Origin of the sequence: Achromobacter xylosoxidans, from assembly GCF_001457475.1 — a bacterium.
Lineage (GTDB): Bacteria > Pseudomonadota > Gammaproteobacteria > Burkholderiales > Burkholderiaceae_B > Achromobacter > Achromobacter xylosoxidans.
The window spans coordinates 526,225-552,278 of sequence record NZ_LN831029.1 but is presented as its reverse complement, the minus strand read 5'-3'; the positions used below and the strand labels follow the sequence as shown (position 1 = coordinate 552,278).

Genomic DNA, 26,054 nt, shown 5'->3' with positions numbered 1-26,054 from the left:
AAACCCTTTCCGCCTCAAAGATTGCTGGCAAGAACGCCAAGCACACGGCCCGCCCCAACAACCGCCTGCCCCGTCACTCGCGCCTCAAGAACCCACCCGTCACGCATCCCCCAGCAGCATCACCAGCTTCAGGTCCAGGTGCGTCGCCAGGCGAAACGTGATCTGCTGGAACGCCATCCGCCCGCGCCGCGGATGCGCGAACTCGCGCAGGCCGCCCTCGCGCTCGACCACCGCGTGCCGGTTCCACCAATGCGCGAACACGGGACTCTGCCGGTTCAGGGCATCGATCAGCGCCAGCACCGCCGGCTCGTCCAGATGCGCGCCCGCGTCGGCCCGGAACTCAGCCACCACGCGCCGCGCGCGCTGCTCCCAGTCCACCACCAGTTCGCGCGCCGCCGGATCGAGAAAGATGTAGCGCAGCAGGTTCGGCTCCGGATCCCGGGTCGGCCAATCGTCGAACAGCTCGCGCAGCGGTTCATTACAGGCCAGCACGTTCCAGGCCCGGTCCAGCACGTAGGCCGGCGCGGTGATGGCGTCCACGCACTCGCGCAGCGAACCCGGCGCCCCCAGCGCGTCATCGCGCGCATGCTGCGGGTCGGCACAGTCGGCCAGGTCGAACAGATAGGCTCGCTCGGCCCGCGCCAGCTGCAGCACCCCCGCGATGCGCGACCAGACCGACGGCGATACCGACACCTCGCGCCCCTGCTCGATCCAGGTGTACCAGGTGACGCTGATGCCGCACAGCTGCGCCACCTCTTCGCGCCTCAGCCCGGGCGTGCGGCGACGCATGCCTTCGGGCAGGCCGGCCATCTGCGGCGTGATGCGCGAGCGGGCGCTGCGCACGAACTCGCCCAGCGCCTGGCGGCGCAGGCGGGAGCCTTCGTGGCCGGCGGCGCCGGCTTGGGGGGAAGTGTTCATACCAGGATAAGAGAGGCACTTGTACGTGTATAAGCTGCGCCTATCTTACGCCTGTCCGCAGCGATGGCGTTCCGCTGCGCCGATAGGCGACCATGGGTCGGACCGGCATATCGACGAACGGCCCGGGCCGCGCTACGGTCGACCCTGTACAGAACGGCATCGAACCGACGACACCGCATCAACACGAAGGAGACACCCCCCATGCCCGTCCCCCAGACGTCCCCGAGCTGCCCGACCGTGACCGAAGCCGCGGCGCTTTTTCGCGATGGCCTGGTCACCAGCGAAGCCCTCACCCGGGCCTGCCTGGACCGCATCGCGGCCCGCCAGGACCTCAATGCCTTCATCACGGTGGACGCGGACGGCGCGCTGGCGCAGGCGCGGGCCGCCGATGCCGCGCGCGCCGGCGGACACACCGCCCGGCCGCTGGAAGGCGTGCCCGTGGCGATCAAGGACAACATCCACGTCGCGGGGCTGCCCAACACCGCCGGCACCCCGGCCCTGCGTGACTTCATCCCGGCCGAGGACGCCCCGATCGTGCGGCGCCTGCGCGAAGCCGGCGCCATCATCGTCGGCAAGACCCACATGCATGAACTGGCGTTCGGCGTTTCCGGCTACAACACGGCCTATCCCGGCCCGCGGGGCGCGGGTACGCGCAACGCCTATGACCCCGAACGCATCGCCGGGGGCTCGTCCTCGGGCAGCGGCGCGGCGGTGGGCGCGCGCCTGGTGCCGGCCGCGCTCGGCACCGACACGGGCGCCTCCGTTCGCCTGCCTGCCGCGCTCAATGGCGCCGTGGGCTTTCGGCCTTCGGTGGGCCGCTATGACGGTTCGGGCATCACGCCGATTTCGCATACCCGCGACACGCCCGGGCCCATCGCCAACGGCATGGCCGACATCGCGCTTCTGGATGCCGTGCTGACTGGCGACGACAGGCCGTTGCCAGCGCTGGACGCCGCCAGCCTGCGGCTGGGACTGCCCGGCTATTTCTGGCAGGACCTGGACCCGCAGGTGCAAGCCGTCGCCCAGGCCGCACTTGAGCGCCTGCGCGCGGCCGGCGTGACGCTGCTGCCGTTGGACATGCCCGGCCTGGAGGCCAGTAACGCCGCGACCGGCATGCCGCTGTGCCTGTACGAACAGAAGCCAGATCTCACCGCCTACCTGGCGCGCCACGAGGTCGGCGTCAGCTTCGAGGAATTGGTGGCGCGGATCTCCAGCCCCGACGTCAAGGCCATCTTCAACGACCTGGTCGTGCCGGGCGTGCTGCCCACGCCATCGGGCAAACTGCTGCCGCTGCAGCCACTGTACGACAGCGCCATCGCGGTCCATCGCGGCGCGCTCATCGACGTCTACCGCCGCGCGTTCGAGCAGCATGCGCTGCACGGGCTGCTGTTCCCCACGGTGCCGGTGCCGCCGCCGCTCGCCGCGCCCGAGGCCAGCAGCCTGGAGTCGTTCCTGCGGCTGGCGCGCAACGTCGACCCCGGCAGCAACGCGGGCCTGCCCGGCCTGAGCCTGCCCGCCGGCCTGTCGGACGACGGCCTGCCGATCGGATTGGAGGTGGATGGCCTGCCGGGCGAGGACCGCAAGATCCTCGCGGTCGGCGTGGCGCTGGAACCGTTGCTGGGCCGCCTGGCGCCGCCGCCAGCCTGATGCGCCTTTCGGCGCGGACGGCGGCCGCGTATCAGTCCTGGCCCGCGAGCATCGCGGCCAGGGTCGCCTCCAGCGCGCCGGCCACGCCCAGCGTGCGCAACGACTGCGCCGCCTGCGCCACCTCGCGCACGAAACGCTCGTCGCGGCCCAGGTCGCCGAACACGGCGGCCAGGGCTGTCATCTCGCGCGCCCAGGCCAGCGCGGCGGCCGGCCCCGGCGGCGCCTCGCGCGCCGCCTGCTCCGCCTGCGCCAACCGCTGCGCCAGCGTCTCGGCCAGCGGGTCATCGATGGGATAACGCCGTCCTGCCTGATCCACCCCGCGCAGGAAATGCAGCCAGCCGGCCAGCGCCAGCGCCAGCCCGGCGATCGGCCGGTCCGCCGCCAGCCGCGCCCGCACCGTGCCCAGCAGGCGCTGCGGCATCTTCTGCGACCCGTCCATGGCGATCTGCCGCGTCTGGTGCCTTAGCGCCGGATTGGCGTAGCGTTGCAACAGCCGCTCCTGGTAAGCCGCCAGGTCCAGGCCCGGCAGCACCGGCAGGGTCGGCGCGATCTCGGTGCGCATCAGGTCGGCCAGATAGCGCCGCAACGCCGGCTGCGCCACGGCCTGGTCCACCGTGGCCCAGCCCGCCATCACCGACAGGTAGGCCAGCGCCGAATGCGCGCCGTTCACCATGCGCAGCTTGAGCGTCTCGAAAGGCGCCGCCTCCGTGGCGAAGCGCGCCCCGCCCGCGGCCCAGTCCGGCCGGCCGGCGGCGAAATGATCTTCCACCACCCATTCCAGGAACGGTTCGGCCTGCACCGGCCAGGCGTCCATCATGCCCAGCGCCTGCGCCACGGCCGCGCGGTCCTCGTCGGTGGTGCGCGGCACGATGCGGTCCACCATCGAGCAGGGAAAGGCGCAGGCCTGGTCGATCCATTCCGCCAGCCTCGCGTCCACCTGCGCGGCGAAGGCCAGCACCAGGCCGCGCAGCAGGTGACCGTTGCCGGGCAGGTTGTCCAGCGACAGCAGCGTCACCGGTCCCAGGCCCGCCGCGCGCCGGCGTTGCAACCCCCACACCAGGAATCCGATGGTGCTGCGCGGCGCCAGCGGCTGCGCCAGATCGTGCGCGATGTCGGGGTGCGCCAGGTTCAGCGCGCCGCTGGCCGGATCGTGGCAATAGCCTTTTTCGGTCACGGTCAGGCTGACGATGCGCGTATACGGACTGGCGATGCGCGCCAGCACCGCCTGCGGATCCTCGGGCGCCACCAGCGTTTCCAGCAGGCAGCCGATCACCGCCAACCGCGCTTGCGGCCGGCCCTCGGCGTCGGCGCTGCGCAGCGCCAGCGTGTACAGCCCGTCCTGGGGCGCCAGCGCGTCGCGGGTGTCGGCCTGCCGCAGCGACACGCCGCAGATGCCCCAGCGCGGGTCGCCGCTGGCATGCAGGGCCGCTTCATTCACCGCCGCCAGGTGGCCGCGCGCGAACGCGCCCAGCCCCAGGTGCACGATGCCGGCGCGCAGGGCGCCGCGGTCGTAGGCCGGCCGCGCCACGCCGGGCGCCAGCGCCTGCAGGCGCGCCGGATGCAGCCGGACGGCCGCCGGGGCTACCAGTTCCATAACGTGCCGTCCTGCTGCAGCCGGTTCACCGGCAGGTAAGCGCGCTTGTACGGATACTTGGCGGCCAGCTTCTCGTCGATGTCCACGCCGTGACCCGGCACATCGCCCGGATACAGCATGCCCTGCGAGAAGGTGTAGGCGTGCGGGAACACCGCGTCCGTCTCCTCGGTGTGGCGCATGTATTCCTGGATGCCGAAGTTCGGCACCCACAGGTCGAAATGCAGCGCCGCGCCCATGCACACCGGCGACAGGTCGGTGGCGCCATGGCAGCCGGTGCGCACCTGGTACAGCGAGGCCAGGTCGGCGATGCGGCGCAGGTGCGTGATGCCGCCGGCGTGCACCACGGTGGTCCGGATGTAGTCGATCAGCTGGTTCTGCACCAGGTCCTTGCAGTCCCAGATCGAGTTGAAGATCTCGCCCACCGCCAGCGGCGTGGTGGTGTGCTGGCGGATCAGGCGGAAGGCCTCCTGGTTCTCGGCCGGCGTGGCGTCCTCCATCCAGAACAGGTTGTACGGCTCCAGCGACTTGCCCAGGCGGCCGGCCTCGATCGGCGTCAGGCGGTGGTGCACGTCGTGCAGCAGGTGATGCTCGAAGCCGAGCTTTTCGCGGATGCGCTCGAACAGCTTGGGCGCATGTCGCAGGTACTTCTCGGTGGACCAGTCGTGCTCGCTGGGCAGATCGGCGTCGGCGGGTTCGTAGAACAGGTTGCCGCGGCCCACGCCGTAGACCTTGTCCAGCCCCGGCACGCCGCTCTGCGCGCGGATCGCGCGGTAGCCCATGTCGGCGTAGCGCAGCACTTCGTCGACGGTGTGCTCGATGTCGCTGCCGTTGGCGTGGCCGTAGACCATCACCCCGGTGCGGCTCTTGCCGCCCAGCAGCTGGTACAGCGGCAGGCCGGCGGCCTTGGCCTTCAGGTCCCACAGCGCGGTGTCGACCGCGGCGATGGCGGTCATGGTGACCGGGCCCCGGCGCCAGTAGGCGCCCTTGTACAGGTATTGCCAGATGTCCTCGATCTGGTGCGCGTCGCGGCCGATCAGGCAGGGCACCACGTGTTCGGTCAGGTAGGCCGCCACGGCCAGCTCGCGCCCGTTCAGGGTGGCATCGCCGATGCCGGTCAGGCCCTGGTCGGTCTCGATCTTCAGGGTCACGAAATTGCGGCCCGGCGAACAAACAATGACGCGTGCGTTCGTAATTTTCATCATGGATTCCGTGAAACGGGAGGGTGTTCAGCCTTCCCAGCCCAGGTGGCTGAGGAAGTCGCGGGTACGGGCGACCTGCGGGTTGTCGAAAATCTGCGCGGGCGGGCCCTGTTCCAGGATGGCGCCGTTCTCGAACACCACCACCCAGTTGGCCACGCGCCGCGCGAAACTCATTTCATGCGTGACCACGATCATGGTCATGCCTTCCTGCGCCAGCTTCTTCATGACGTTCAGCACCTCGCCCACGGTCTCGGGGTCGAGCGCCGAGGTCGGCTCGTCGAACAGCATCACTTCCGGCTCCATCGCCAGGGCGCGGGCGATCGCCACGCGCTGCTGCTGGCCGCCGGACAGGTTGGCGGGGAAGTTGCCGGCCTTGTTGGCCAGGCCCACCTTCTCCAGCAGCGCCATGGCGCGGGCCCGCGCCTGCTCCGGCGCCATGCCGAGCACGGTGATCGGCCCCATGGCGACGTTGTCCAGCGCCGACTTGTGCGGGAACAGCTCGAAGCTCTGGAACACCATGCCCATGCGCTGGCGCACCTTGCGCACCTCGGACTCGGCCTCCGGCACCGCCACGCCGTCCAGCAGCACGCGGCCGCCGTCGATCTTCTCCAATGCGTTGGTGCAGCGCAGGAGCGTGGACTTGCCCGAGCCGGACGGGCCGATCAGGCACATCACCTCGCCCTTGTTGACCTGCAGCGAGACGTCGTTCAACGCCACGAAGTCGCCAAAGACCTTGCGCACGTGCTCGTACACCAGCACCGGCGGCTGGTCGGCGCCCTTGCGGGTGGCAGCCGTCGCTGCGGCGACCGTTGCCGCGCTGGTCGTTGCTGCGGCCGCCGCCGCGCCGGCCGTGCCGGCCACTTGTTCCAGGATCATCTCGTTCACTCCTTGACTCCGTATTTGCGGTGGATCCAGTCGACCAGCTTGGCCTGCGGATAGCCCATCAGCCAATAGATCACCGCCATCGCGGTCAGCATTTCCAGTACGCGGAAGCTCTGCGCGCGCACCTGCATCGAGGCATAGGCCAGCTCGCTGACGGCGATCACCGACACCAGCGAGGTGTCCTTGAACAGCGAGATCCAGGTGCTGGCCAGCACCGGCAGGATGCGCCGCGCCGCCTGCGGCACCAGCACCTTGAACATGGCCTGGCGGCGCGACATGCCCATCGCCAGCGCCGCCTCCATCTGGCCCTTGCGGATCGAATTGATGCCGGCGCGGAAGGTCTCGGAGTTGTAGGCCGACACGTTCAGCACCAGCGCCACCAGCGCCGTGGTCACCGCCGAGAACTGCACGTCCAGCGCCATCGGCATGACGTAGAACGCCCAATAGATCACCAGGATCAGCGGCAGGTTGCGGAAGAACTCGACGATCGCCACCGCGACGCCGTTGGCCACGCGGTTCGACGACAGCCGCATCAGTGCCAGCACCATGCCGCCGGGTACCGCCAGCGCCATCGTCACCACCGTCAGCATCACGGTCATGGCCGCGCCCTGCAGCAGCACCTGGCGCGAGTCCCAGATAATTCCCCAGTCCAGATTCATGAGCGCCCCAGGTGTGCGTAGCGTTGGTACAGCCGGTCCACGCCGCGCGTCACCGGAAACAGGATCACGAAGTACGCCACGATCACCGCGGTGAACACCTCGATCGGCCGGTAGCTCTGCCCGGCGATGGTCTCGGCCTTGTGCATCAGCTCGGGCACCGCGATCACCGTGGCGATGGCGGTGTCCTTGATCGCCACCGTCAGCACCGAGCCGAAGGCCGGCAGCATGCGGATGGTGGCCTGCGGCAGGATGATCTTGCGCAGCGCCTGGGCCCGCGACATGCCGAGCGCCAGGCCGGCGCGCATCTGCCCCGGCCGCACCGACTCGATGCCGGCGCGGATCACCTCGGCCGAATAGGCCGCGATGTGCAGCGTCAACGCCACCAGCGCCGCCCAGAACGGCGCGAAGGTCACCCCGGCCAGCAGCGGGAAGGCGAAGTAGATCCACACCAGCACCACCAGCACCGGGATGGCGCGCATGCTGTCGATGTAGAACACCAGCAGCACCCGCAGCCAGCGCGGCCCGTACAGGCGCAGCAGCGCGATCACCAGGCCCAGCAGGATGCTGGAGACGGCCGTGACGGCGCTCAGCGCCACCGTGATGCCCAGGCCGCTGGCGAAGAAGCGCCAGTTATCGACGATGGGGGAAAAATCGAAGTCCATGCAATCTCCGTGCGATTCGCGAGCGCCGGGCTCAGAACGTCACCATCACTTTCATGGCCTGGCGCCGGTCCGCCGCCAGCGCGAAGGCCTCGTGCGCCTGGCGCGCCGGCACGGCGGCCGTCAGCAGCGGCGCCACGTCCACCAGGCCGCGGCCCAGGTAGTCGACCGCCCAGGCGTATTCATCGACGAAGCGGAAGCTGCCGATGACGTTCAGGCTCTTGACCATGATCTGGTTGAACGGGCACTGCTCGCTGCTGCCATTGAGCGTGCCCACCGTGACGATGGTGCCGCGCGGCCGCGTGGCGCGGATGCAGTTGGCCAGCCCGGCGTAGTTGCCGGAGGCCTCGAAGCACACATCGACCGTGCCCTTGCCCGCCGCCAGCTCGTCCAGCGCGCCCGGCTCGGCGGCGGCGTTGATGGTGCGCGTGGCGCCGACCCTGGCGCAGGTCGCCAGGGTCTGGTCCACGATGTCGACCACGATGACCTGGCTGGCGCCGGCCAGGCGCGCCGCCATCAGCACCAGCGCGCCGATCGGCCCGGCGCCCACCACCATCACCGTCTTGCCCAGCAGCGTGCCGGCGCTGCGCACCGCGTGCAGCGCCACCGCCAGCGGCTCGCCAAAGGCGGCCAGCTCGAACGACAGGCTGTCCGGCACAGGCACGCACTGTTTTTCCTGCACCACCACCTGCTCGCGCATCGCGCCCTGCATGTGCGGATAACGGCTGGCGCTGCCGAAGAAGAACACCGCCTCGCAGTGGTTGGAATCGCCCTGGCGGCAATAGCGGCACACGCCGCAGGTGCGCGCCGGATCCAGCGCCACGCGGTCGCCGGGCTTGACGGCGGTGACGGCCGAACCGACCTCCAGCACCTGGCCCGAGGCCTCGTGGCCCGGCGTCAGCGGTTCGCGGATGACGAAATCGCCGACCCGGCCGTGGCGGTAGTAATGCAGGTCCGAACCGCAGATGCCGACCGCCTTGACGCCGACGCGCACCTGCGTCGGGCCCAGCGGTTCGGGCGCCTGTTCCACCAGCCGCAGGTCCTCGGCCCCATGAATCGCGCAATTGAGCATGGTGTGTCCGCCTTACTTCAGGTTCTGCGTCATGCGGCGCTCTTCGGCCACCAGTTCGGGATGCATGCGCGCTTCCACCTTGCGCAGCCACTCCAGGTACACCGGCTGGTTCTTGGCCACGCCCATGCCCGCGTCGATCGCGAAGATCTTGCTGTCCTGGCAGTCGTTTTCCTTGGGGAACACGGCCAGGCCCTTGACCTTCCTGCTGATGTTGGGCCACAGCATGCGGTTCAGCGGCGCCACGTCGGAGCGGCCCGCCAGCACTTCCTCTATCGGCGCCACCGAACCCGAGTTGGTCACGCCGCGCAGCTTGGCCTTGGGGAAGTTCTCCAGCACCAGCGGCTCTTCGCCGGCGCCCGAGAAGTACGCCATGGTGATGCCGGGCTGGTTGAAGTCCTCGACCTTGGTGGCGCTGGTGAACTTGGGGTTGGACGCCAGGCCGAACATGCAGACGCTGGTGTTCGAGAAGGTGACGAAGTCGATGATCTTGGCGCGCTCGGCGTTCTGGTTCAGCGGCCCGATCATGATGTCCATCTGGTTGGCGATCAGCGCCGGCACCTTGGTTTCGTGGCTGACCTGCACCGGCACGATCTTCACGTCCAGCAGGCGCGCGAATTCCTTGCCCAGCAGCCACGACGAGCCCATCCAGGGCTCGCCCGAGCCGGTGGTGTTCTGCACCAGCCACGGCGGGTTGTTGACCACGCCCACGCGCAGCACGCCGGCCTTGCGGATGGCGTCGATGCGCGGGCTCTCGCCGGGCGCCGGCGGCGTCTGCGCCTGGGCGGTGGCGGCGCCGGCCAGCAGCAGAGCGGTGGCGGCGAAACGGGTGAGAAAGGACGGTTGCATTGCGGTCTCCTTGGAGGCAAGCCCGGCGGCGGACGCCGGATGCGGGCGCGCGAGGCCGCGGGCAGTCGCCCGGGCCGCGCGCCTTGCGCGGGTCGGTGAATCCAGTGGGGTGGGGAAAGGCCGGAGCGGCCTACGGGGTCTGTTCGATGATGCGCATTTCGTCGGCGTCCAGACGCGTCTTCATGCCGGCGGCCACCTGCCGCAGCCAGGCCAGGTATTCAGGCTGGTTCTTGTCAATGGCCAGGCCCACGGGCGAGGCCTTTTCGGTGCTCTGCTGGCAGTTGGCCTCGGCCGGCAGCACGGCCAGGCCGCGCACCTTGCGGTTCAGGCCGACCCACGGCACGCGATTGATCGGCGCCGCGTCGGCGCGCCTGGCCATGATTTCCTCGATCGGCGCGGTGGCGCCCGAGTTGGCCACGGCGCGCAGCGTGGCGTTGGGGAAGCGCTGCTTGACCCAGGCTTCCTCGGCGCCGCCGGTGAAATAGGCGATGGTGACGCCGGACCGGTTCAGGTCATCGACCGACCTGGCCGCGGCCAGTTTGGGATTGGACGCCAGGCCGAACAGGCAGACGCTGGTGGAGGAATACAGCACGAAGTCCACCACCTTCAAGCGTTCCGGCGTTTCGGCCAGCGGGCTGATGGTCATGTCGACCTGGTTGGCCGCCAGCACCGGCACCTTGGTTTCATGCGAGACCTGCACCGGCGTCAGCTTCACCCCCAGCAGGCGGGCGTATTCCTTGGCCAGCAGCCAGGCCGGGCCGCTCCAGCCCTCGCCGCCCTTGCCGGATACGTCCTGCAGCAGCCAGGGTGCGTTCTGCAGCACGCCGACGCGCAGCTCGCCGGCCTTGCGGATGGCATCGATACGCGCGCTCTGGCCCGCCGCGGGCGCTTCCTGCGCCATCGCCGGCGCGGTCAGCGCATAGGCCGCCAGCGCGCACGCCGACAGCATCGCCGCCGCCCTGTGCCAGGCGCGGCTCCCCTTGTTCCTTTGCTGCATCCTGTTGTCTCCTGATGTGTGTCGCCCGGTTCCGGGGCGCGGTATCTTCCGCGCTCAGCCGGGGGCCGCCTGCCGGTCCTGCCTTAAAGCCTGTTCACCGCCACCCCTGCGCGAACTCGCCGATCACGCGTTCGAGGTGATTGCGCATCGCCTGCCGCGCCCCATCCGCATCGCGCGCCACCAGCGCGCTGAAGATGCGCTGGTGATCTTCCTGCGAGGCCTGGCGCAATTCCTGCGTGTGGAAATGCTGTTCGATCTTTTCCCAGATGGGGCCTTGCGCCTGGTCCCACATCGCCGTCACCGTGCCCAGCAGCACGCTGTTGCCGGTGGACTGCGCGATGTACAGGTGGAAACGGCGGTCGGCCTCCTGGTTTTCTTCCTTGTGCATCATCTGCTCGCGCATGGTGGTCAGCGCCTCGAAGATGCGATCCAGGTCGGCATCGTTGCGGGTGCTGGCCGCCAGCGCGGCGATTTCCGATTCGACCAGGCAGCGCGCGCGCAGCAGTTCGAACGGCCCCGCGCCCGGCTCCTGCGCGGCCGGCAGCCGCGCCACGCCCGGACGCGGTTCACAGACATAGATGCCCGAGCCGCCGCGCACTTCCACCACGCCCTGCAGTTCCAGCGCGATGATGGCCTCGCGCAGCGAGGTGCGGCTGACGTCGAAGCGCTCGGCCAGCGCGCGCTCGGCCGGCAGGCGCTTGCCCACCGCGAACTCGCCCTGCGCGACCAGGGCCTGGATCTGCGCGGCCAGCCGCAGGTAGGCGCGGTCGGCCACCGGCTTGCTGGCGGGTTCCTCGGGCTTGGGGATCAGTTGTAGTGTCATGGCGTTGAAAGTGGTTGGACCAAATATTATGTGGTTTACCAATTTGGCACATCATGGTTTACCACTATCCATTTGGTAAACCGTCCGAATAAAACAAAGCGCCGCGCCGGACGAGCCGGGGCGGCGCTGGGGTGGCGCTGAGATGCCGGGCGCGGGCCCGGCGCGGCGGCGAAACCCGCCTCAGCCCAGGTTCGGCGCCAGCGTGCGCTTCAGATCCTCGATGCTGCGGCCGCTGCGCGCGGCGTAGTCCTGCAACTGGTCTTCGCCGATGATGCCGACGTTGAAATACTGCGACTGCGGATGGCTGAAGTAGAAGCCCGACACGCTCGAGGCCGGGAACATGGCGTAGCTGTCGGTCAGCATCATGCCAATGTCGGCGCCGTCCAGCACGCGGAACATGTCGGTCTTGACCACGTGCTCCGGGCAGGCCGGATAGCCCGGCGCCGGGCGGATGCCGACGTACTTCTCGGCGATCATGTCGTCGTTGGACAGCGCCTCGTCCGGCGCGTAGCCCCACAGGTCCTGGCGCACGCGGGCGTGCAGGCATTCGGCGAAGGCCTCGGCCAGGCGGTCGGCCAGCGACTTGAGCATGATGCCGGAGTAGTCGTCCAGCGCCTTCTCGAACTCGGCTTCCTTTTTCTCGATGCCGATGCCGGCTGTCACCGCGAACATGCCGATGTAGTCGAGCTTGCCGCTGGATTTGGGCGCGATGAAGTCCGACAGCGACTTGTTGCTGACGCCCTCGCGCTTGGCGCCCTGCTGGCGCAGGTTGCGGTAGGTGAACAGCACCTCGCTGCGGCTCTCGTCCTTGTAGACCTCGATGTCCTCGTCGTTGACGCTGTTGGCCGGGTAGAAACCGACCACGCCGTTCGCGGTCAGCCAGCGGCCCTCGACGATGCGCTTCATCATGGCCTGGCCGTCAGCGTAGACCTTGCGCGCCTGTTCGCCCACCACCTTGTCCTCCAGGATGGCCGGATACGGGCCGAACAGGCTCCAGGTCTGGAAGAACGGGCCCCAGTCCACGTACTTGGCGATCTCGGCCAGGTCGTAGCTCTTGAAGGTGCGGCGGCCGATGAACTTGGGGCGCGGCGGCGTGTAGCTGTCCCAGTCGATCCGCGGGCGCGAGGCCCGCGCCTCGGCCAGCGGCAGGATCGGCGTGGCCTTGCGGTTGGCGTGGCGGCGGCGCACGTCCTCGTATTCCTCGGCCAGTTCCGCCAGGTAGGCGTCCGCCTGGTCGGACATCAGGCTGGTGGCCACGCCCACCGAACGGCTGGCGTCCGGCACGTAGATCACCGGGCCTTCGTAGTTGGGCGCGATCTTCACGGCCGTGTGCACGCGGCTGGTAGTGGCGCCGCCGATCATCAGCGGCACCTTGCGGCTGCGGAAATACTCGTCGCGCTGCATTTCCGAGGCGACGTAGGCCATCTCTTCCAGGCTGGGCGTGATCAGGCCGGACAGGCCGACGATGTCGGCGTTCTCTTCCTTGGCCTTCTCCAGGATCTGGGCGCAGGGCACCATCACGCCCATGTTCACCACTTCGAAGTTGTTGCACTGCAGGACCACCGAGACGATGTTCTTGCCGATGTCGTGCACGTCGCCCTTGACGGTGGCGATAACGATCTTGCCCTTGGCGCGCACGTCGCCGCCGGCGGCCGCGATCTGGCGCTTTTCCTCTTCGATGAAGGGGATCAGGTGGGCCACGGCCTGCTTCATCACGCGCGCCGACTTCACCACCTGCGGCAGGAACATCTTGCCGGCGCCGAACAGGTCGCCGACCACGTTCATGCCGTCCATCAGCGGGCCCTCGATCACCTCGATCGGACGGCCGCCGCGCGCGGCGATCTTCTGGCGCACCTCTTCGGTGTCCTCGACGATGAAGGCGGTGATACCGTGCACCAGCGCGTGCGACAGGCGCGCCTCGACTTCGGCATTGCGCCAGGCCAGGTCTTCTTCCTTCTTGGCGCCCGAGCCTTTCACGCTGTCGGCGAACTGCACCAGGCGCTCGGTCGGCGTGCGTTCGTCGGCCGGGTCGGTCTTGCCGACCGGCTCGGCGCGATCCAGCACCACGTCCTCGACCAAGTCGCGCAGCTTGGGATCCAGGTCGGCGTACACGCCCAGCTGGCCGGCGTTGACGATGCCCATCGTCATGCCTTCCTTGACCGCGTAATACAGGAACACGGTGTGGATGGCCTCGCGCATCGGCTCGTTGCCGCGGAACGAGAAGCTCACGTTCGACACCCCGCCCGAGATGCGGGCGTGGGGCAGGTTCTCGCGGATCCAGCGCGTGCCCTCGATGAAGTCGACGGCGTAGTGGTTGTGCTCGTCGATGCCGGTGGCGACCGCGAACACGTTGGGATCGAAAATGATGTCTTCCGGCGGGAAACCCTCTTCCTCGACCAGGATCTTGTAGGCGCGGCCGCAGATTTCCTTGCGGCGCTCCAGCGTGTCGGCCTGGCCCAATTCGTCGAACGCCATCACCACCACCGCCGCGCCGTAGCGGCGGCACAGGCGCGCATGGTGGCGGAACGGCTCCAGGCCTTCCTTCATCGAGATCGAGTTGACCACCGGCTTGCCCTGCACGCACTTCAGGCCGGTCTCGATGACGTCCCACTTGGAGCTGTCGATCATCACCGGCACGCGCGCGATGTCGGGCTCGGAGGCGATCAGGTTCAGGAAGCGGTGCATGCACGCCACCGAATCCAGCATGGCCTCGTCCATGTTGATGTCGATGATCTGCGCGCCGTTCTCGACCTGCTGGCGGGCCACCGCCAGCGCCTCGTCGTATTTCTCTTCGCGGATCAGGCGCGCGAACATCTTGCTGCCGGTGACGTTGGTGCGTTCGCCCACGTTCACGAACAGCGTGTCCTCGTCGATGTTCAGCGGCTCCAGGCCCGACAGGCGGGTCTTGACCGGGATCTCCGGCACCACCCGCGGCGTCAGCGCCGCGACCTTGTCGGCGATGGCGCGGATGTGGTCGGGCGTGGTGCCGCAGCAGCCGCCCGACATGTTCACCAGCCCGGCGCGGGCGAATTCCTCCAGCAGCGCGGAAGTGTCGGCCGGGGTCTCGTCGAAGCCGGTCTCGGCCATCGGGTTGGGCAGGCCGGCGTTGGGGTAGACGCAGACGTAGGTGTCGCAGATCTTGGACAGCTCGGCCACGTACGGGCGCATCAGCGCCGCGCCCAGCGCGCAGTTCAGGCCGATGGTGACCGGGCGCGCGTGGCGCACCGAGTTCCAGAAGGCCTCGACGGTCTGGCCCGACAGGATGCGGCCGGAGGCGTCGGTGACCGTGCCCGATATCATCACCGGCAGGCGGATGCCGCGCTGCTCGAACACTTCCTCGGTGGCGAAGATCGCCGCCTTGGCGTTGAGCGTGTCGAAGATGGTCTCGATCAGGACGATGTCGATGCCGCCGTCCAGCAGGCCATTGAGCTGTTCAACGTAGGCCACGCGCAGCTCTTCGAAGGTGACGTTGCGCGCGCCCGGGTCGTTCACGTCGGGCGAGATAGACGCCGTCTTGGGCTGCGGGCCGAGCGCGCCGGCCACGAAGCGCGGTTTGTCCGGCGTGCTGTACTGGTCACAGGCCTCGCGCGCCAGTTGCGCGGACACCAGGTTCAGTTCGTAGGCCAGTTCCGGCAGGTCGTAGTCGCCCTGCGCGATCGAGGTGGCGCCGAAGGTGTTGGTCTCGATGACGTCGGCGCCGGCCTCCAGGTACTGGCGGTGGATCTCCGAGATCACGTCCGGCCGCACCAGCGACAGCAGCTCGTTGTCGCCCTTGAGGTCCTTGCCATGGCCGGCGAAGCGCTCGCCGCGGAAATCGGCCTCGCCCAGCTTGTAGCGCTGGATCATCGTGCCCATGGCGCCGTCCAGGATCAGGATGCGCTGACCCAGCTGGCGGGCGAATTCGCCGCCGCGGGTGAAGCTCTCGGGCGGGTAAGGCAGGCGGGGATACGACACGTTCAGGTCCGAAAGGAGGAGGTTGGGCAACGAAGGCGGCCGGGCAAATGTCGCTAAAAAGCGATAAAGGCCTAAAAATCAACCCCTGATCGTAACAAAACGGGCCCTGTCTCGCCCTCCGGTGATACAGTTTCGGCCCCGAACCGGTGCTTTCGGCGCATCGGGACAGGCAAGAACGCAACACTTGCCGGTCCGCGTGCGAAAGGTAAACGGGAAACAGGAAGACGCCCACCGCGCCGCCCACGAGGCTGGCCGGCCGGGGCATCCAGCCTGTGCTGCCCCCGCAACGGTCCCCATGCGCGCGATGCGCCCATGGCAGCCCGATACCGGCCAGTTCGATCGCCAGGACACCCGTCCGGCGCCCGCTCCCCAGGGACGCGGCGTGGCCCCGGGCATCCTCCCCATCGTGATTGACCTGCGGGGTCGCGGGTCGCATCGAGGTCTTGTAGATGAAATCCCGCTCCATCCGGCGCTACGCCGGCGCCCTGCTCTGCTCCGCCCCGGCCCTGTCGGCCGCCCAGCAAGCCGCCACCCCCGCTCCCGAACTCGACACCGTCACCGTCACCGCCCAGCGCGTGCCCAGCGACGGCCGCACCTTGCCGGTGTCGATCTCCGTCATCACCGCCGAAGACATCGCCGCCAGCAGCGCCCGCACCATGCAGGACCTGCTGTCGACGCAGGCCGGCATCCACCTGATCAACAGCTCCGGCTCGGCGGACGGCGCCATGGTCGACCTGCGCGGCTTCGGCGTGACCGGCGCCAGCAACACGCTGATCATGATCGACGGCGTCAAGCAGAACCCCAACGACCTGTCCGCCCCCAACCTGGGCGTGGTGCCGCTGGACCAGGTCGAGCGCGTCGAGATCGTGCGCGGCAGCGGTTCGGTGCAATACGGCGGCGGCACCACCGGCGGCGTGATCAACATCATCACCCGCAAGGACTTCGCCAAGGAGCCGGTCACGGCTCGCGCCACCGCCACCTTCGGCAGCTACGGCCTGCGCCAGTACGACGCCGCCGTGGCCCTGAACAACCAGAAGGTCGGCGTCGACGCCTACATGCAGTCGCTGCACAGCGATGGCTACCGCGACAACAACGCCGAAACCCGCGAGGGCGGCGGCGGCGGCATCACCTTCCGCCATGCCGACGGTTCGATCCGCCTGTACGGCAACACCACCACGCAGCGCCTGGAACTGCCCGGCCCGCGCCAGATCAATCCGCTCACCGGCCTGAACCAGTACCAGGACGACCGCCGCGGCTCCAAGAACGACGCCGACTTCATCAAGTCCACGTCCACCACCATCGGTCTGCAACTCGAACAGGCGCTGGGCGTCGGCACACTCTACGCCGACCTGGCCAGCCGCAACAAAAAGCTGCACGGCCTGACCTATGCCTCGCCGAGCATGTTCGACAGCGGCGGCGACACGCTGCGCGACCAGAAGCTGGTGGAAAACAGCGCCAGCCTGCGCTACCGCCTGCCGATCAGCGGCGGCCACAGCGTCGTCTTCGGCGCCGACGCGCTGGAGTCCCGGACCACGGTCACGCAGGACGCGTACTACGACCCGATCCAATCCAGGATGCAGTCGCGCCAGCATCAGTACGGACTGTTCGCCGAAGGCCAGATCCGCGCCACCGAGAGCACCAACGTCACCATGGGCGTGCGGCGCCAGTATGCCTCGGACAAGCTGGAAATCCTGGCCGGCTCGGGCGGCAACCCCTCGGACAGCGGCCACCACCTGACTGCCTGGCAGTTGGGCGTGCGCCAGGATCTGAGCGACGGCTTCGGCGTGTACGGCAAGGTCGGCCGCAGCTTCCGCCTGGCCAACAGCGACGAATTGCTGTGGGTGCAGAACCCGCTGGCGCCGCAGACCTCCACCGACAAGGAACTGGGCGTGACCTGGCAATCGGAGCGCAGCAGCGCCCGCCTGTCGTGGTTCCGCTATGACCTGACCAACGAAATCCAGTACAACCCGCTGGCCGACATGTTCGGCGCCAACGTCAACCTGGACCCGACCCGGCGCCAGGGCATCGAACTGGAAGGCCATCACGAAATCGTCCGCGGCGTGACGCTGGACGCCAACGTGACCTGGATGGAGGCGCAATTCCGCTCGGGCACCTACAACGGCGTCGACCTGGCCGGCAAGACCGTGCCGATGGCGCCGAAGTGGCTGGCCAATGCCGGCGTGACCTGGCGTCCCACCGATGCGTTCCTGTGGAACGTGGCCGCGCAATACGTCGGCAAGTCGCGCCTGGACAACGACCAGGCCAACGAGTTCGACAAACAGCTGGACGCCTACGTGCTGTTCAACACCAAGGTCGCGTACAAATTCACCCGCAATATCGAAGGCGCGGTGGGCGTGAACAACATCCTGGACCGCAAGTACGCCACCTACGGCATCCGCAGCGGCAGCATGGGCGAAACGGGTCCGTACAACCTGTACCCCGCGCCCGGCCGCAACTTCTACGCCTCCCTCACGCTGCGCTACTGAGCGGCGATCCGATATAGTCGGCGTTGTTCCACGCCGACCGTATCGATCCCTCGCATGACCTTCGTCCGCGCCCTTCCGTTCGCCGTCCTGGGGCTGCTGTCCGGCCCCGGTCCGGCGGCGGCCGACACCCCTGCCGGCCCCACTGCGGCGATCCACGCGCGCGACGATCGCGGCCGCGACCTGACCCTGGCGGCCCCGGCGCGGCGTGCGGTGACCCTCGCGCCGCACGCCACCGAGCTGGTCTACGCGGCCGGCGCCGGCGCCTACCTGGTCGCCACCATCCGGGGCAGCGACTATCCGCCCGCGGCTCGCGCCCTGCCGGTCATCGGCGACGGCACCCAGCCCGATCCCGAGCGCGTGGCCGCCGCCCGTCCCGACCTGGTCATCGCCTGGCAACCATCGGCCGCCGCGCCGCTGGCGCGCGTGATGGACAAGCTGGGCGTGCCGCTCTACTACAGCGACCCGCAGACGCTGGCGGCCATCCCCGACGCGGTCGAACGCCTGGGCGTGCTGTTCGGCACCGAGGCGCGGGCGGCGCCCGCCGCCCAGGCCCTGCGCGCGCGGCTCGACGCGCTGGCCGCGCGCTACGCCGGCCGCGCGCCGGTGCGCGTCTTCGTGCAGGCGGGCCTGGACCCGATCTACACCCTGAACCACGCCAGCATCGTCAGCGACGCGCTGCGGCTGTGCGGCGGCGTCAACGTCTTCGAGCAGGCGCCGGTCGTGGCCCCGCAGGTCGGCCTGGAAAGCGTGTTGGCGGCGCGGCCCGACGCGGTGCTGGCCGGCGTCTCCGCGCCCGCGGACACCGCCCGCAACCTGGCGGCCTGGCGCGCCATGGGCCTGCCGGCGGCGCTGGCCGGCCACGTCTACGGCATCGACGCCGACGCGCTGTACCGCCCCGGCCCGCGCCTGATCGACGCGGCCGAGCAGTTGTGCGCGGACCTGGACGGCCTGCGGGCGCGCTAGGGCCGGCGGCTCGAAAGCCCCCGCCCGGCGCGGGGCCGGCGGCATACCCCTGTCCGCGACCCGGTCATTCGCGCCCGCCCATCGTGCGCGGCAAGCGCGATTTGTGGAACGCGCCAGCGTGGCCTTGGTCGCAGCCGCGCCGCGCCGTGCTTTATGATTCGCCTAACCGTGATCAACCCGTTGATCCCCGATGATCAGCCAGCCCCCGCGGGTCCCGCTGCGCGCGCCCGCTCTTTGAAGCACCGCCATGACCACTCAAGACACTCTCACCATCGCCGGCCGCGCCTATTCGTCGCGCCTGCTCGTCGGCACCGGCAAGTACAAGGATTTCGAACAGACCCGCGCGGCGCTGGACGCCAGCGGCACCGAGATCGTCACGGTCGCCATCCGCCGCACCAACATCGGCCAGAACCCGGGCGAGCCCAACCTGCTCGACTACGTGCCGATGTCCAGGTTCACGCTGCTGCCCAACACCGCCGGCTGCTACTCGGCCGACGACGCCGTGCGCACGCTGCGCCTGGCGCGCGAACTGCTGGACGGCCACGCCCTGGTCAAGCTGGAAGTGCTGGGCGACCCGCACACGCTGTTCCCCAACATGCCCGAGACCCTGAAGGCCACCAAGACCCTGGTCGACGAAGGCTTCCAGGTCATGGTCTATTGCACCGACGATCCCATCCAGTGCCGCATGCTCGAAGACATGGGCGCCGTGGCCGTGATGCCGCTGGCCTCGCTGATCGGCTCCGGCATGGGCATCCTGAATCCCTGGAACCTGCGCCTGATCATCGACCAGGCGCGCGTGCCGGTGGTGGTGGACGCGGGCGTGGGCACCGCCTCGGACGCCGCCATCGCCATGGAACTGGGTTGCGACGCCGTGCTGATGAACACCGCCATCGCCGCCGCGCGCGACCCGGTGCTGATGGCCAGCGCCATGAAGAAGGGCGTCGAGTCCGGCCGCGAGGCCTTCCTGGCCGGCCGCATGCCGAAAAAGCTCTACAGCGGCGCGCCCAGCTCGCCCACCGAGGGCCTGATCACCGCCGCGCCCGGCGCCGCCAAATGAGCAGCCGCCAGCCGGCCGCCAACGGCCGCCCGATCCCCAACGCGCTGACCATCGCCGGCGTCGACCCGTCCGGCGGCGCCGGCATCCTGGCCGACGTCAAGGCCATGAGCGCCCTGGGCGCCTATGGCTGCGCCGTCATCGCCGCGCTCACCGCGCAGAACACCCAGGGCGTCAGCGGCATCTCGCCGGTGCCGCCGGCCTTCGTCGGCCAGCAGATCGACACCCTGTTCGCCGACGTGCGCATCGACGCGGTCAAGATCGGCATGCTGGGCCAGCAGCCGGTGATCCAGGTGGTGGCCGAGAAGCTGGCCAAGTGGACCCCGGCGCATGTGGTGCTGGACCCGGTCATGGTGGCCAAGAGCGGCGACCTGCTGCTGGAACGCGACGCCGTCGGCGCCATGCGCGAAGCGCTGCTGCCGCAGGCCACGCTGCTCACCCCCAACCTGCCCGAGGCCGGCGTGCTGCTGGAAGAGCGCCCGGTGGAAACGGTCAAGGAAATGCGGCGGGTGGCCGAACGCCTGCGCAACAAGCTGGCGCATTCGGGCCAGCGCTGGGTCATGGTCAAGGGCGGCCACCTGCCCGGCAACGACACCATCGACCTGCTGCACGACGGCGACCGCATGATCGAGCTGCCCGGCCACCGCATCGAGACCGCCAACACCCATGGCACCGGCTGCACCCTGTCGGCCGCCCTGGCCGCGCTGCTGCCCCAGGTCGAGGACGTGCCCGAGGCCGCGCGCCGCGCCAAGGCCTACCTGACCGAAGCCATCCGCCACGCCGAGCGCCTGTCGGTCGGTTCCGGCCATGGCCCGGTGCACCACTTCCACGCCTGGTGGTGATACCGGCCGTCATTGCGTCCGAAAGCGCCGCCCCGGCTGACGGTTTCCCCGGTCTGTAACCAGGCCGCGGCCCCGGCGGCGTCACAGGACGCTACGAATCGGTACAATGGTCAGTTGATTCCTCTGTTTTTTCTGACCGTCATGAACGCTTCGACCCTGCCCGACGTAGAACAAGCCCGCTTCAACATGGTGGAACAGCAGATCCGCCCCTGGGACGTCCTGGACGCCAACGTGCTGCAGGCGCTGTTCGATGTGCGCCGCGAACAGTTCGTTCCGCCGGCCCTGCGCGCCCTGGCGTTTTCCGACCTGGAACTGCCGCTGGAAATCAACGCGGTCAACACCCGCCAGACCATGCTCGCGCCCAAGGTCGAAGCCCGCCTGGCCCAGGACCTGCAACTGAGCAAGTCCGACTGCGTGCTGGAAATCGGCACCGGCTCCGGCTACCAGGCCGCGCTGCTGGGCTACCTGGCGCAACAGGTCACCTCGGTCGAGATCGACAGCCGCCTGGTCACGTTCGCGCAGCAGAACCTGCAGATGAACAACGTCACCAACGTCAAGGTCGAGACCGGCGACGGCCGCAACGGCTGGGGTTCCACCGAATACGACGCGATCCTGGTGACGGGTTCCGTGCCGGTCGTGCCAGACGCGCTCAAGTACCAACTGCGCGTGGGCGGCCGCCTGGTCGTCGTCGTCGGCCAGGCTCCGGTCATGACGGCCTGTCGCATCACCCGCACCACCGCCGCCAGCTTCGAGACCGTCAATCTGTTCGAAACGGTCATCAAGCCCCTGCGCGGCGCCACGGTGTCGCAGTTCAAGTTCTGAGTCCCTGGCGGGGCCTTGCGGCCCCGCCGCGCCGGTCCGGCCCGCCACGGGCCCCCGCCCCGGATTCCCTGGAGCAGCACCCCTCCTCCTGACACATCATGCGCGTCCGATTGCTTACGGCTTTACTGGTTTTTACCTCCGCCGCAAGTGTCGGCCCGTCTGCCGCGTGCGCGCAGAACCTGCTGCAGGTATGGCAATCCGCCCTGGGCAATGACCCGATCTACGCCGCGGCGCGCGCCAGCTACCGCGCCGGCCTCGAAAAAGAGCCGCAGGCGCGCGCCCTGCTGCTGCCCGAGGTCTCGGCCGGCGTCGGCGGCGCCTACCAGGAAACCCGCAGCACCCGCGGCCTGAGCATGGCCTACAGCGGCGGCCGCGGCGTCTGGGACCTGGCGCTGACCCAGCCGCTGTTCGACTGGGGCCGCTGGCAGAACTACGAGCAGTCCAAGCTCATCGTCGCCGACGTCGAAGTGCAATTGCAGCAGGCCTACCAGGACCTGCTGCTGCGCGTGGCCGACGCCTATTTCAACGTGCTGTACGCCCAGGACGCCCTGACCGCGACCGAGGCCGAGAAGGCCGCCGTGGCCGGCCAGCTGGAGTCGGCCAAGCGCAATTTCGAGCTGGGCAACGCCACCATCACCGACACCTACGAAGCGCAGGCGCGCTACGACCTGGTGGTGGCGCAGGAACTGCGCCTGCAGAACGACCTGGACGTGCGCCGCGAGGAACTGGCCAAGATCATCGGCACGGCCCCTGGCGCGCTGGCCGAACTGCCGCCCGGGGTGCAATTGCCCGCGCCGCAGCCGGCTCGCGTGGCGGACTGGAGCAACCAGGCCGAATCCTCCAGCCTGGAGGTGCTGCGGGCGCAATTGCTGACCCGCATCGCCGGACGCGAAATCCAGATCGCCAGGAGCGGCCACTACCCCACCCTGAACCTGCGCGCCACCAGCGGCAGCGCCAGCGATGCGGTGATGCGCAACGCCGCGCCGGGCAAGCCGATCGACAGCACCATCGGCGTGGTGCTGTCGATTCCGCTGTATTCGGGGGGTGGCGTATCCTCGCAGGTCACGGAAAAAGTGCAGCTGGAACAGAAGGCGCGCCACGATTTCGAGGCGGCGCGGCGCCAGGCGGTGCAGGCCGCGCGCCAGTACTACACCGGCGTCACCAGCGGCCTGGCGCGCATCCAGGCGCTGGAGGCGGGCGAGAAATCCAGCCGCGCCGCGGTCGAGGCCAACCGCACGGGCTACGAAGTGGGCGTGCGCATCAACCTGGACGTGCTCAACGCCCAGCAGCAGCTCTATGCCACCCAGCGCGACCTGGCGCTGGCGCGCTACAGCACGGTGCTGTCGGGGCTGCGCCTGAAGGCCACCAGCGGCATCCTGGGCGAGTCCGACCTGGACGCCATCAACCGCCTGCTGCGCGAGCCGCGCTGAGCGCGTGGCGCCGCCTCAGGCGCCCTGGATCTTCCTGACCAGGGCCGTGGTGGACCGCTCGAACTCGAACGGAATGGCCACCGCGCGGCCGCCCCAGGACTTGACCAGGGCGGTCTCGGGCAGTTTTTCCATGTCGTAGTCGCCGCCCTTGACGATCAGGTCCGGCTTGAGCTGGCCGATCAGGGCCTCGGGCGTGTCCTCTTGGAACGAGGTGACCACCGTGACGAAGCCCAGCGCCGCCAGCAGCGCGGCGCGGTCTTCCATGCGGTTCAGCGGGCGCTCGGCGCCCTTGCCCAGGCGGCGCACCGACTCATCGGTATTGACCGCCACGACCAGCGTCGCGCCCAGCTGGGCGGCCTGGTCCAGGTAGGTGGCGTGGCCCCGGTGCAGGATGTCGAAGACGCCATTGGTGAACACCAGCGGCCGCGGCAGGCGGCCGGCGGCAACGGCGGCGACGCAGTCGTCGCGGGACAGGACTTTGGATTCGAAACGGGCGGCTGGCATGGCGCGATTGTACGACGGCGGCCGCGGCCGCCGTCATCGGTCATCGAACGCGCCCGGCCGGGGCCGGCGCGCGCCGCCGTGGCGCCCGATCAGGCGCCGGCCAGCACGATTTCCTTTTCCTTGGGCACCACCAGCGCCGTCATTTCCTTGCGGTAGCGGTTCAGGTCCTTGACCGTCTCGAAGCTGCGGTCCATCAGCTTGGACAGGATGTGCAGGATACGGGTGGCGACCTTCTGTTCCCAGATGCCGTCGAAGCGGATCTGGCTGTCCAGCCAATGCTCCAGCCAGCCCGGCTCGGGCAGGCGCGACTGCACCGTGTCGTTGGGGAACAGGTCCTTGTTGACGTGCAGGTTGGTCGGATGCAGGGCCTGCTGGGTGCGGCCGGCCGAGGCCATCAGCACACCGATCTTGGAGAACGCCAGGCGCGCCTGGACGCTGGTGTCCTCGCCGCGGTTGTGCAGCGCGCGGCGCATGTATTGCAGGTAGGCGCCGGCGTGACGGGCCTCGTCCTGCGCCACGGTCTTGTAGATGGCCTTGATGACCGGCTCGGTGTGCCATTCGGCGGCGCGGCGATACCAGTGGTTCAGGCGCACTTCGCCGCAGAAGTGCAGCATCAGCGTTTCCAGCTCGGGCGCGACGTCGAATTCGAAGCGCACGTTGTGCAGCTCTTCTTCCGTGGGCACCAGATCGGGACGGAAGCGGCGCAGGTATTCGATCAGCACCAGGGAATGCTTTTGTTCTTCGAAGAACCACACCGACATGAAGGCGCAGAAATCGCTGTCGCCGCGATTGTCGCGCAGGAACATCTCGGTGGCCGGCAGCGCGGCCCACTCGGTGATGGCGTTCATCTTGATCGTGTGCGCCTGCTCGTCCGAGAGCTTGCTGCGATCGAAGTCGCCCCAGGGAATATCGTGCGCCATGTTCCAGCGCACCGCTTCCATGGTCTTGAAGAGTTCAGGATAAAGCATGTTCTGCCCTTGTTTTCGTCCCGCCAGTGGGGCTATAGAAATTGATGAATGGCGCACGCACTTGCCGGCGTGACGCTGCACAAGTCTGCCCAGCGCTATTTTTCGCCGTCTCCCGCGAAGCTATGATGACCGTTTCATGAATGAAACATGACAGGGGATCGCACTTACACCATCGCGCCGCCTATCGGGTCAATGCCCACAACGCCACCCCGATCCCGAGGGCCAGCACGCCAACCAGCGCCGCGACCAGCCGGTTGTTCTGCTCCTGGGCCCGCCGCAACTGCGCCATCTCGGCCAGCAGGGCCGGCGAGAGATTCGGGCGGTTCAGGTGGTCGTGGACCAGCCTGGGAAGCGCGGGCAGCATCTGCGACCACTGCGCGGCTTCTTTCTCCAGGCTCTGCCGCAAGCCCTTGATTCCGACACGCTGGCGCATCCAGCGTTCCAGGTAGGGCTTGGCGGTCTTCCAGAGATCCAGGTTGGGGTCGAGCTGCCGCCCCAGGCCTTCGACGTTCAGCAACGTCTTCTGCAGCAGCACGAGCTGCGGCTGGATCTCCACATTGAACCGGCGCGAGGTCTGGAACAGGCGCAACAGCACCTGGCCCAGCGAAATCTCGGACAACGGCCGGTCAAAATAGGGTTCGCAGACGGCGCGCACCGCGCCCTCCAGTTCTTCCTCGCGCGTATCGGGCGGCACCCAGCCCGACTCGATGTGCAACTGCGCCACGCGGCGGTAGTCGCGATGGAAGAAGGCCAGGAAGTTCTGCGCCAGGTAGTTCTTGTCGAATTCCGACAGCGAGCCGACGATGCCGAAGTCCAGGGCAATGTAGCTGCCCAGCGTCTCGGGCCGGTCGGACACGTAGATGTTGCCCGGGTGCATGTCGGCATGGAAGAAGCCGTCGGTGAACACCTGGGTGAAGAAGATCTCGACGCCGGTGCGCGCCAGGGTCGGAATGTCGATGCCGGCGGCGCGCATGCGCTCGACCTGGCCCACCGGCACGCCATACATGCGCTGCATGGTGAACACGGTGGACGCGGTGTATTCCCAGATCACCTCGGGCACCATCAGCATGTCGCCGCGGCCGGATTCCGGGCCGAAATTGCGGCGCAACTGGCTGCAGTTGGAGGCCTCGCGCACCAGGTCGAGTTCGTCGTGCAGGTACTTGTCGAACTCGGCCACCACCTCGCGCGGCTTGAGCCGGCGGCCATCGGCGCCCAGGCGCTCGATAATGCGGGCCACGATCTTGAGCAGCGACAGGTCTTTCTCGATGATGCTGAGCATGCCCGGGCGCAGCACCTTGACCGCCACCTCGCGGCCGTCGTGCAGCACCGCGAAGTGCACCTGGGCGATGGAGGCCGACGCCACCGGGTCGACCTGGAACTGCGCGAACAGCTTTTCGGGCGGCGCGCCCAGCGCGGCCTCGATGCAGGCGGCGGCCTGGGCCGACGGGAACGGCGGCACGCGGTCCTGCAGCAGCGCCAGCTCGTTGGCGATGTCGGCCGGGATCAGGTCGCGGCGGGTCGACAGCACCTGGCCGAACTTCACGAAGATCGGCCCCAGCGATTCCAGCGCCAGGCGCAGCCGCAGGCCGCGCGGCTTGCGCGGCCGGGTGCCCAGGCGGATGACGCGCAGCAGGCAGGTGGCCAGCGGATGGTTCAGGCTGGAGAGCACCAGCTCGTCCAGGCCATAGCGCAGCGAAACCAGGATGATGCGGAACAGGCGCAGCAACGGGAACAT

At 68.8% G+C, this 26,054-nt stretch carries 21 protein-coding genes; 7 read left to right on the top strand and 14 right to left on the bottom strand.

Features of this window, described 5'->3' with window-relative positions:
• Positions 1–99: 99 nt before the first annotated feature.
• Complete coding sequence (locus tag AT699_RS02590) at positions 100–918, bottom strand: helix-turn-helix transcriptional regulator (RefSeq protein ID WP_020925358.1); 819 nt, start codon at positions 916–918, stop codon at positions 100–102.
• Positions 919–1,119: 201 nt separating this feature from the next.
• On the opposite strand from AT699_RS02590, the gene iaaH reads away from it, so the two are divergent.
• Positions 1,120–2,565 (top strand): indoleacetamide hydrolase, encoded by a 1,446-nt coding sequence (gene iaaH, locus AT699_RS02585; protein WP_058207213.1) that lies wholly within the window; start codon positions 1,120–1,122, stop codon positions 2,563–2,565.
• Between the two features lie 31 nt (positions 2,566–2,596).
• Here iaaH and AT699_RS02580 read toward each other — a convergent pair whose 3' ends face one another.
• The 10 genes from AT699_RS02580 to metH all read right to left on the bottom strand — a co-directional run bounded on the left by AT699_RS02580 (position 2,597) and on the right by metH (position 15,250).
• Positions 2,597–4,159 (bottom strand): mannitol dehydrogenase family protein, encoded by a 1,563-nt coding sequence (locus AT699_RS02580; protein ID WP_024067611.1) that lies wholly within the window; start codon positions 4,157–4,159, stop codon positions 2,597–2,599.
• Positions 4,147–5,358 (bottom strand): D-mannonate dehydratase ManD, encoded by a 1,212-nt coding sequence (manD, locus tag AT699_RS02575; RefSeq protein WP_006386881.1) that lies wholly within the window; start codon positions 5,356–5,358, stop codon positions 4,147–4,149. Before manD ends, AT699_RS02580 begins: the two co-directional genes overlap by 13 nt.
• A 27-nt stretch (positions 5,359–5,385) precedes the next feature.
• Positions 5,386–6,117: an amino acid ABC transporter ATP-binding protein gene (locus tag AT699_RS02570; RefSeq protein WP_035182674.1), complete on the bottom strand. Its 732-nt coding sequence runs from the start codon at positions 6,115–6,117 to the stop codon at positions 5,386–5,388.
• Between the two features lie 122 nt (positions 6,118–6,239).
• The gene (locus AT699_RS02565) at positions 6,240–6,899 is read right to left on the bottom strand and encodes an amino acid ABC transporter permease (RefSeq protein WP_006392648.1); all 660 of its coding nucleotides are present in this window, start codon (positions 6,897–6,899) and stop codon (positions 6,240–6,242) included.
• Positions 6,896–7,561: an amino acid ABC transporter permease gene (locus AT699_RS02560; protein ID WP_006392647.1), complete on the bottom strand. Its 666-nt coding sequence runs from the start codon at positions 7,559–7,561 to the stop codon at positions 6,896–6,898. Before AT699_RS02560 ends, AT699_RS02565 begins: the two co-directional genes overlap by 4 nt.
• 31 nt (positions 7,562–7,592) lie before the next feature.
• Positions 7,593–8,630: an L-idonate 5-dehydrogenase gene (locus tag AT699_RS02555; RefSeq protein WP_024067609.1), complete on the bottom strand. Its 1,038-nt coding sequence runs from the start codon at positions 8,628–8,630 to the stop codon at positions 7,593–7,595.
• A 12-nt stretch (positions 8,631–8,642) separates the two neighbouring features.
• Positions 8,643–9,476 carry a substrate-binding periplasmic protein gene (locus tag AT699_RS02550; RefSeq protein WP_024067608.1) on the bottom strand — a complete coding sequence of 278 codons (834 nt, stop codon included), beginning with the start codon at positions 9,474–9,476 and terminating at the stop codon, positions 8,643–8,645.
• A 130-nt stretch (positions 9,477–9,606) separates the two neighbouring features.
• Positions 9,607–10,473, bottom strand: coding sequence for a substrate-binding periplasmic protein (locus AT699_RS02545; RefSeq protein ID WP_058207212.1), 867 nt, complete (start codon positions 10,471–10,473; stop codon positions 9,607–9,609).
• A 94-nt stretch (positions 10,474–10,567) separates the two neighbouring features.
• Complete coding sequence (locus tag AT699_RS02540) at positions 10,568–11,296, bottom strand: FadR/GntR family transcriptional regulator (RefSeq protein WP_020925365.1); 729 nt, start codon at positions 11,294–11,296, stop codon at positions 10,568–10,570.
• Between the two features lie 180 nt (positions 11,297–11,476).
• Positions 11,477–15,250, bottom strand: coding sequence for a methionine synthase (gene metH / locus AT699_RS02535; protein ID WP_058207552.1), 3,774 nt, complete (start codon positions 15,248–15,250; stop codon positions 11,477–11,479).
• 449 nt (positions 15,251–15,699) lie between these two features.
• Between metH and AT699_RS02530 the strand changes: the two genes are divergently transcribed.
• From AT699_RS02530 to AT699_RS02505, 6 genes are all read left to right on the top strand, one after another.
• Complete coding sequence (locus tag AT699_RS02530; RefSeq protein ID WP_024067605.1) at positions 15,700–17,736, top strand: TonB-dependent receptor; 2,037 nt, start codon at positions 15,700–15,702, stop codon at positions 17,734–17,736.
• 54 nt (positions 17,737–17,790) lie between these two features.
• Positions 17,791–18,699, top strand: a complete 909-nt coding sequence (locus AT699_RS02525; RefSeq protein WP_024067604.1) for a cobalamin-binding protein — start codon at positions 17,791–17,793, stop codon at positions 18,697–18,699.
• A 247-nt stretch (positions 18,700–18,946) separates the two neighbouring features.
• A complete protein-coding gene (locus AT699_RS02520; RefSeq protein ID WP_020925370.1) occupies positions 18,947–19,756 on the top strand; it encodes a thiazole synthase in 810 nt (269 codons plus the stop codon).
• Complete coding sequence (thiD, locus tag AT699_RS02515) at positions 19,753–20,595, top strand: bifunctional hydroxymethylpyrimidine kinase/phosphomethylpyrimidine kinase (RefSeq protein ID WP_020925371.1); 843 nt, start codon at positions 19,753–19,755, stop codon at positions 20,593–20,595. Before AT699_RS02520 ends, thiD begins: the two co-directional genes overlap by 4 nt.
• 141 nt (positions 20,596–20,736) lie before the next feature.
• Positions 20,737–21,417, top strand: a complete 681-nt coding sequence (locus tag AT699_RS02510) for a protein-L-isoaspartate O-methyltransferase family protein (protein ID WP_024067603.1) — start codon at positions 20,737–20,739, stop codon at positions 21,415–21,417.
• Positions 21,418–21,515: 98 nt separating this feature from the next.
• Positions 21,516–22,847, top strand: a complete 1,332-nt coding sequence (locus tag AT699_RS02505; RefSeq protein ID WP_024067602.1) for a TolC family outer membrane protein — start codon at positions 21,516–21,518, stop codon at positions 22,845–22,847.
• A 15-nt stretch (positions 22,848–22,862) separates the two neighbouring features.
• Here the strand turns inward: AT699_RS02505 and rfaE2 are convergent, their stop codons facing one another.
• The 3 genes from rfaE2 to ubiB form a co-directional block, all read right to left on the bottom strand.
• A complete protein-coding gene (gene rfaE2, locus AT699_RS02500; RefSeq protein ID WP_024067601.1) occupies positions 22,863–23,351 on the bottom strand; it encodes a D-glycero-beta-D-manno-heptose 1-phosphate adenylyltransferase in 489 nt (162 codons plus the stop codon).
• A gap of 89 nt (positions 23,352–23,440) precedes the next feature.
• On the bottom strand, positions 23,441–24,319 hold the full coding sequence (locus AT699_RS02495) for a ferritin family protein (protein ID WP_006386867.1): 879 nt from the start codon (positions 24,317–24,319) through the stop codon (positions 23,441–23,443).
• Between the two features lie 181 nt (positions 24,320–24,500).
• A complete protein-coding gene (ubiB, locus tag AT699_RS02490; RefSeq protein ID WP_020925376.1) occupies positions 24,501–26,054 on the bottom strand; it encodes a ubiquinone biosynthesis regulatory protein kinase UbiB in 1,554 nt (517 codons plus the stop codon).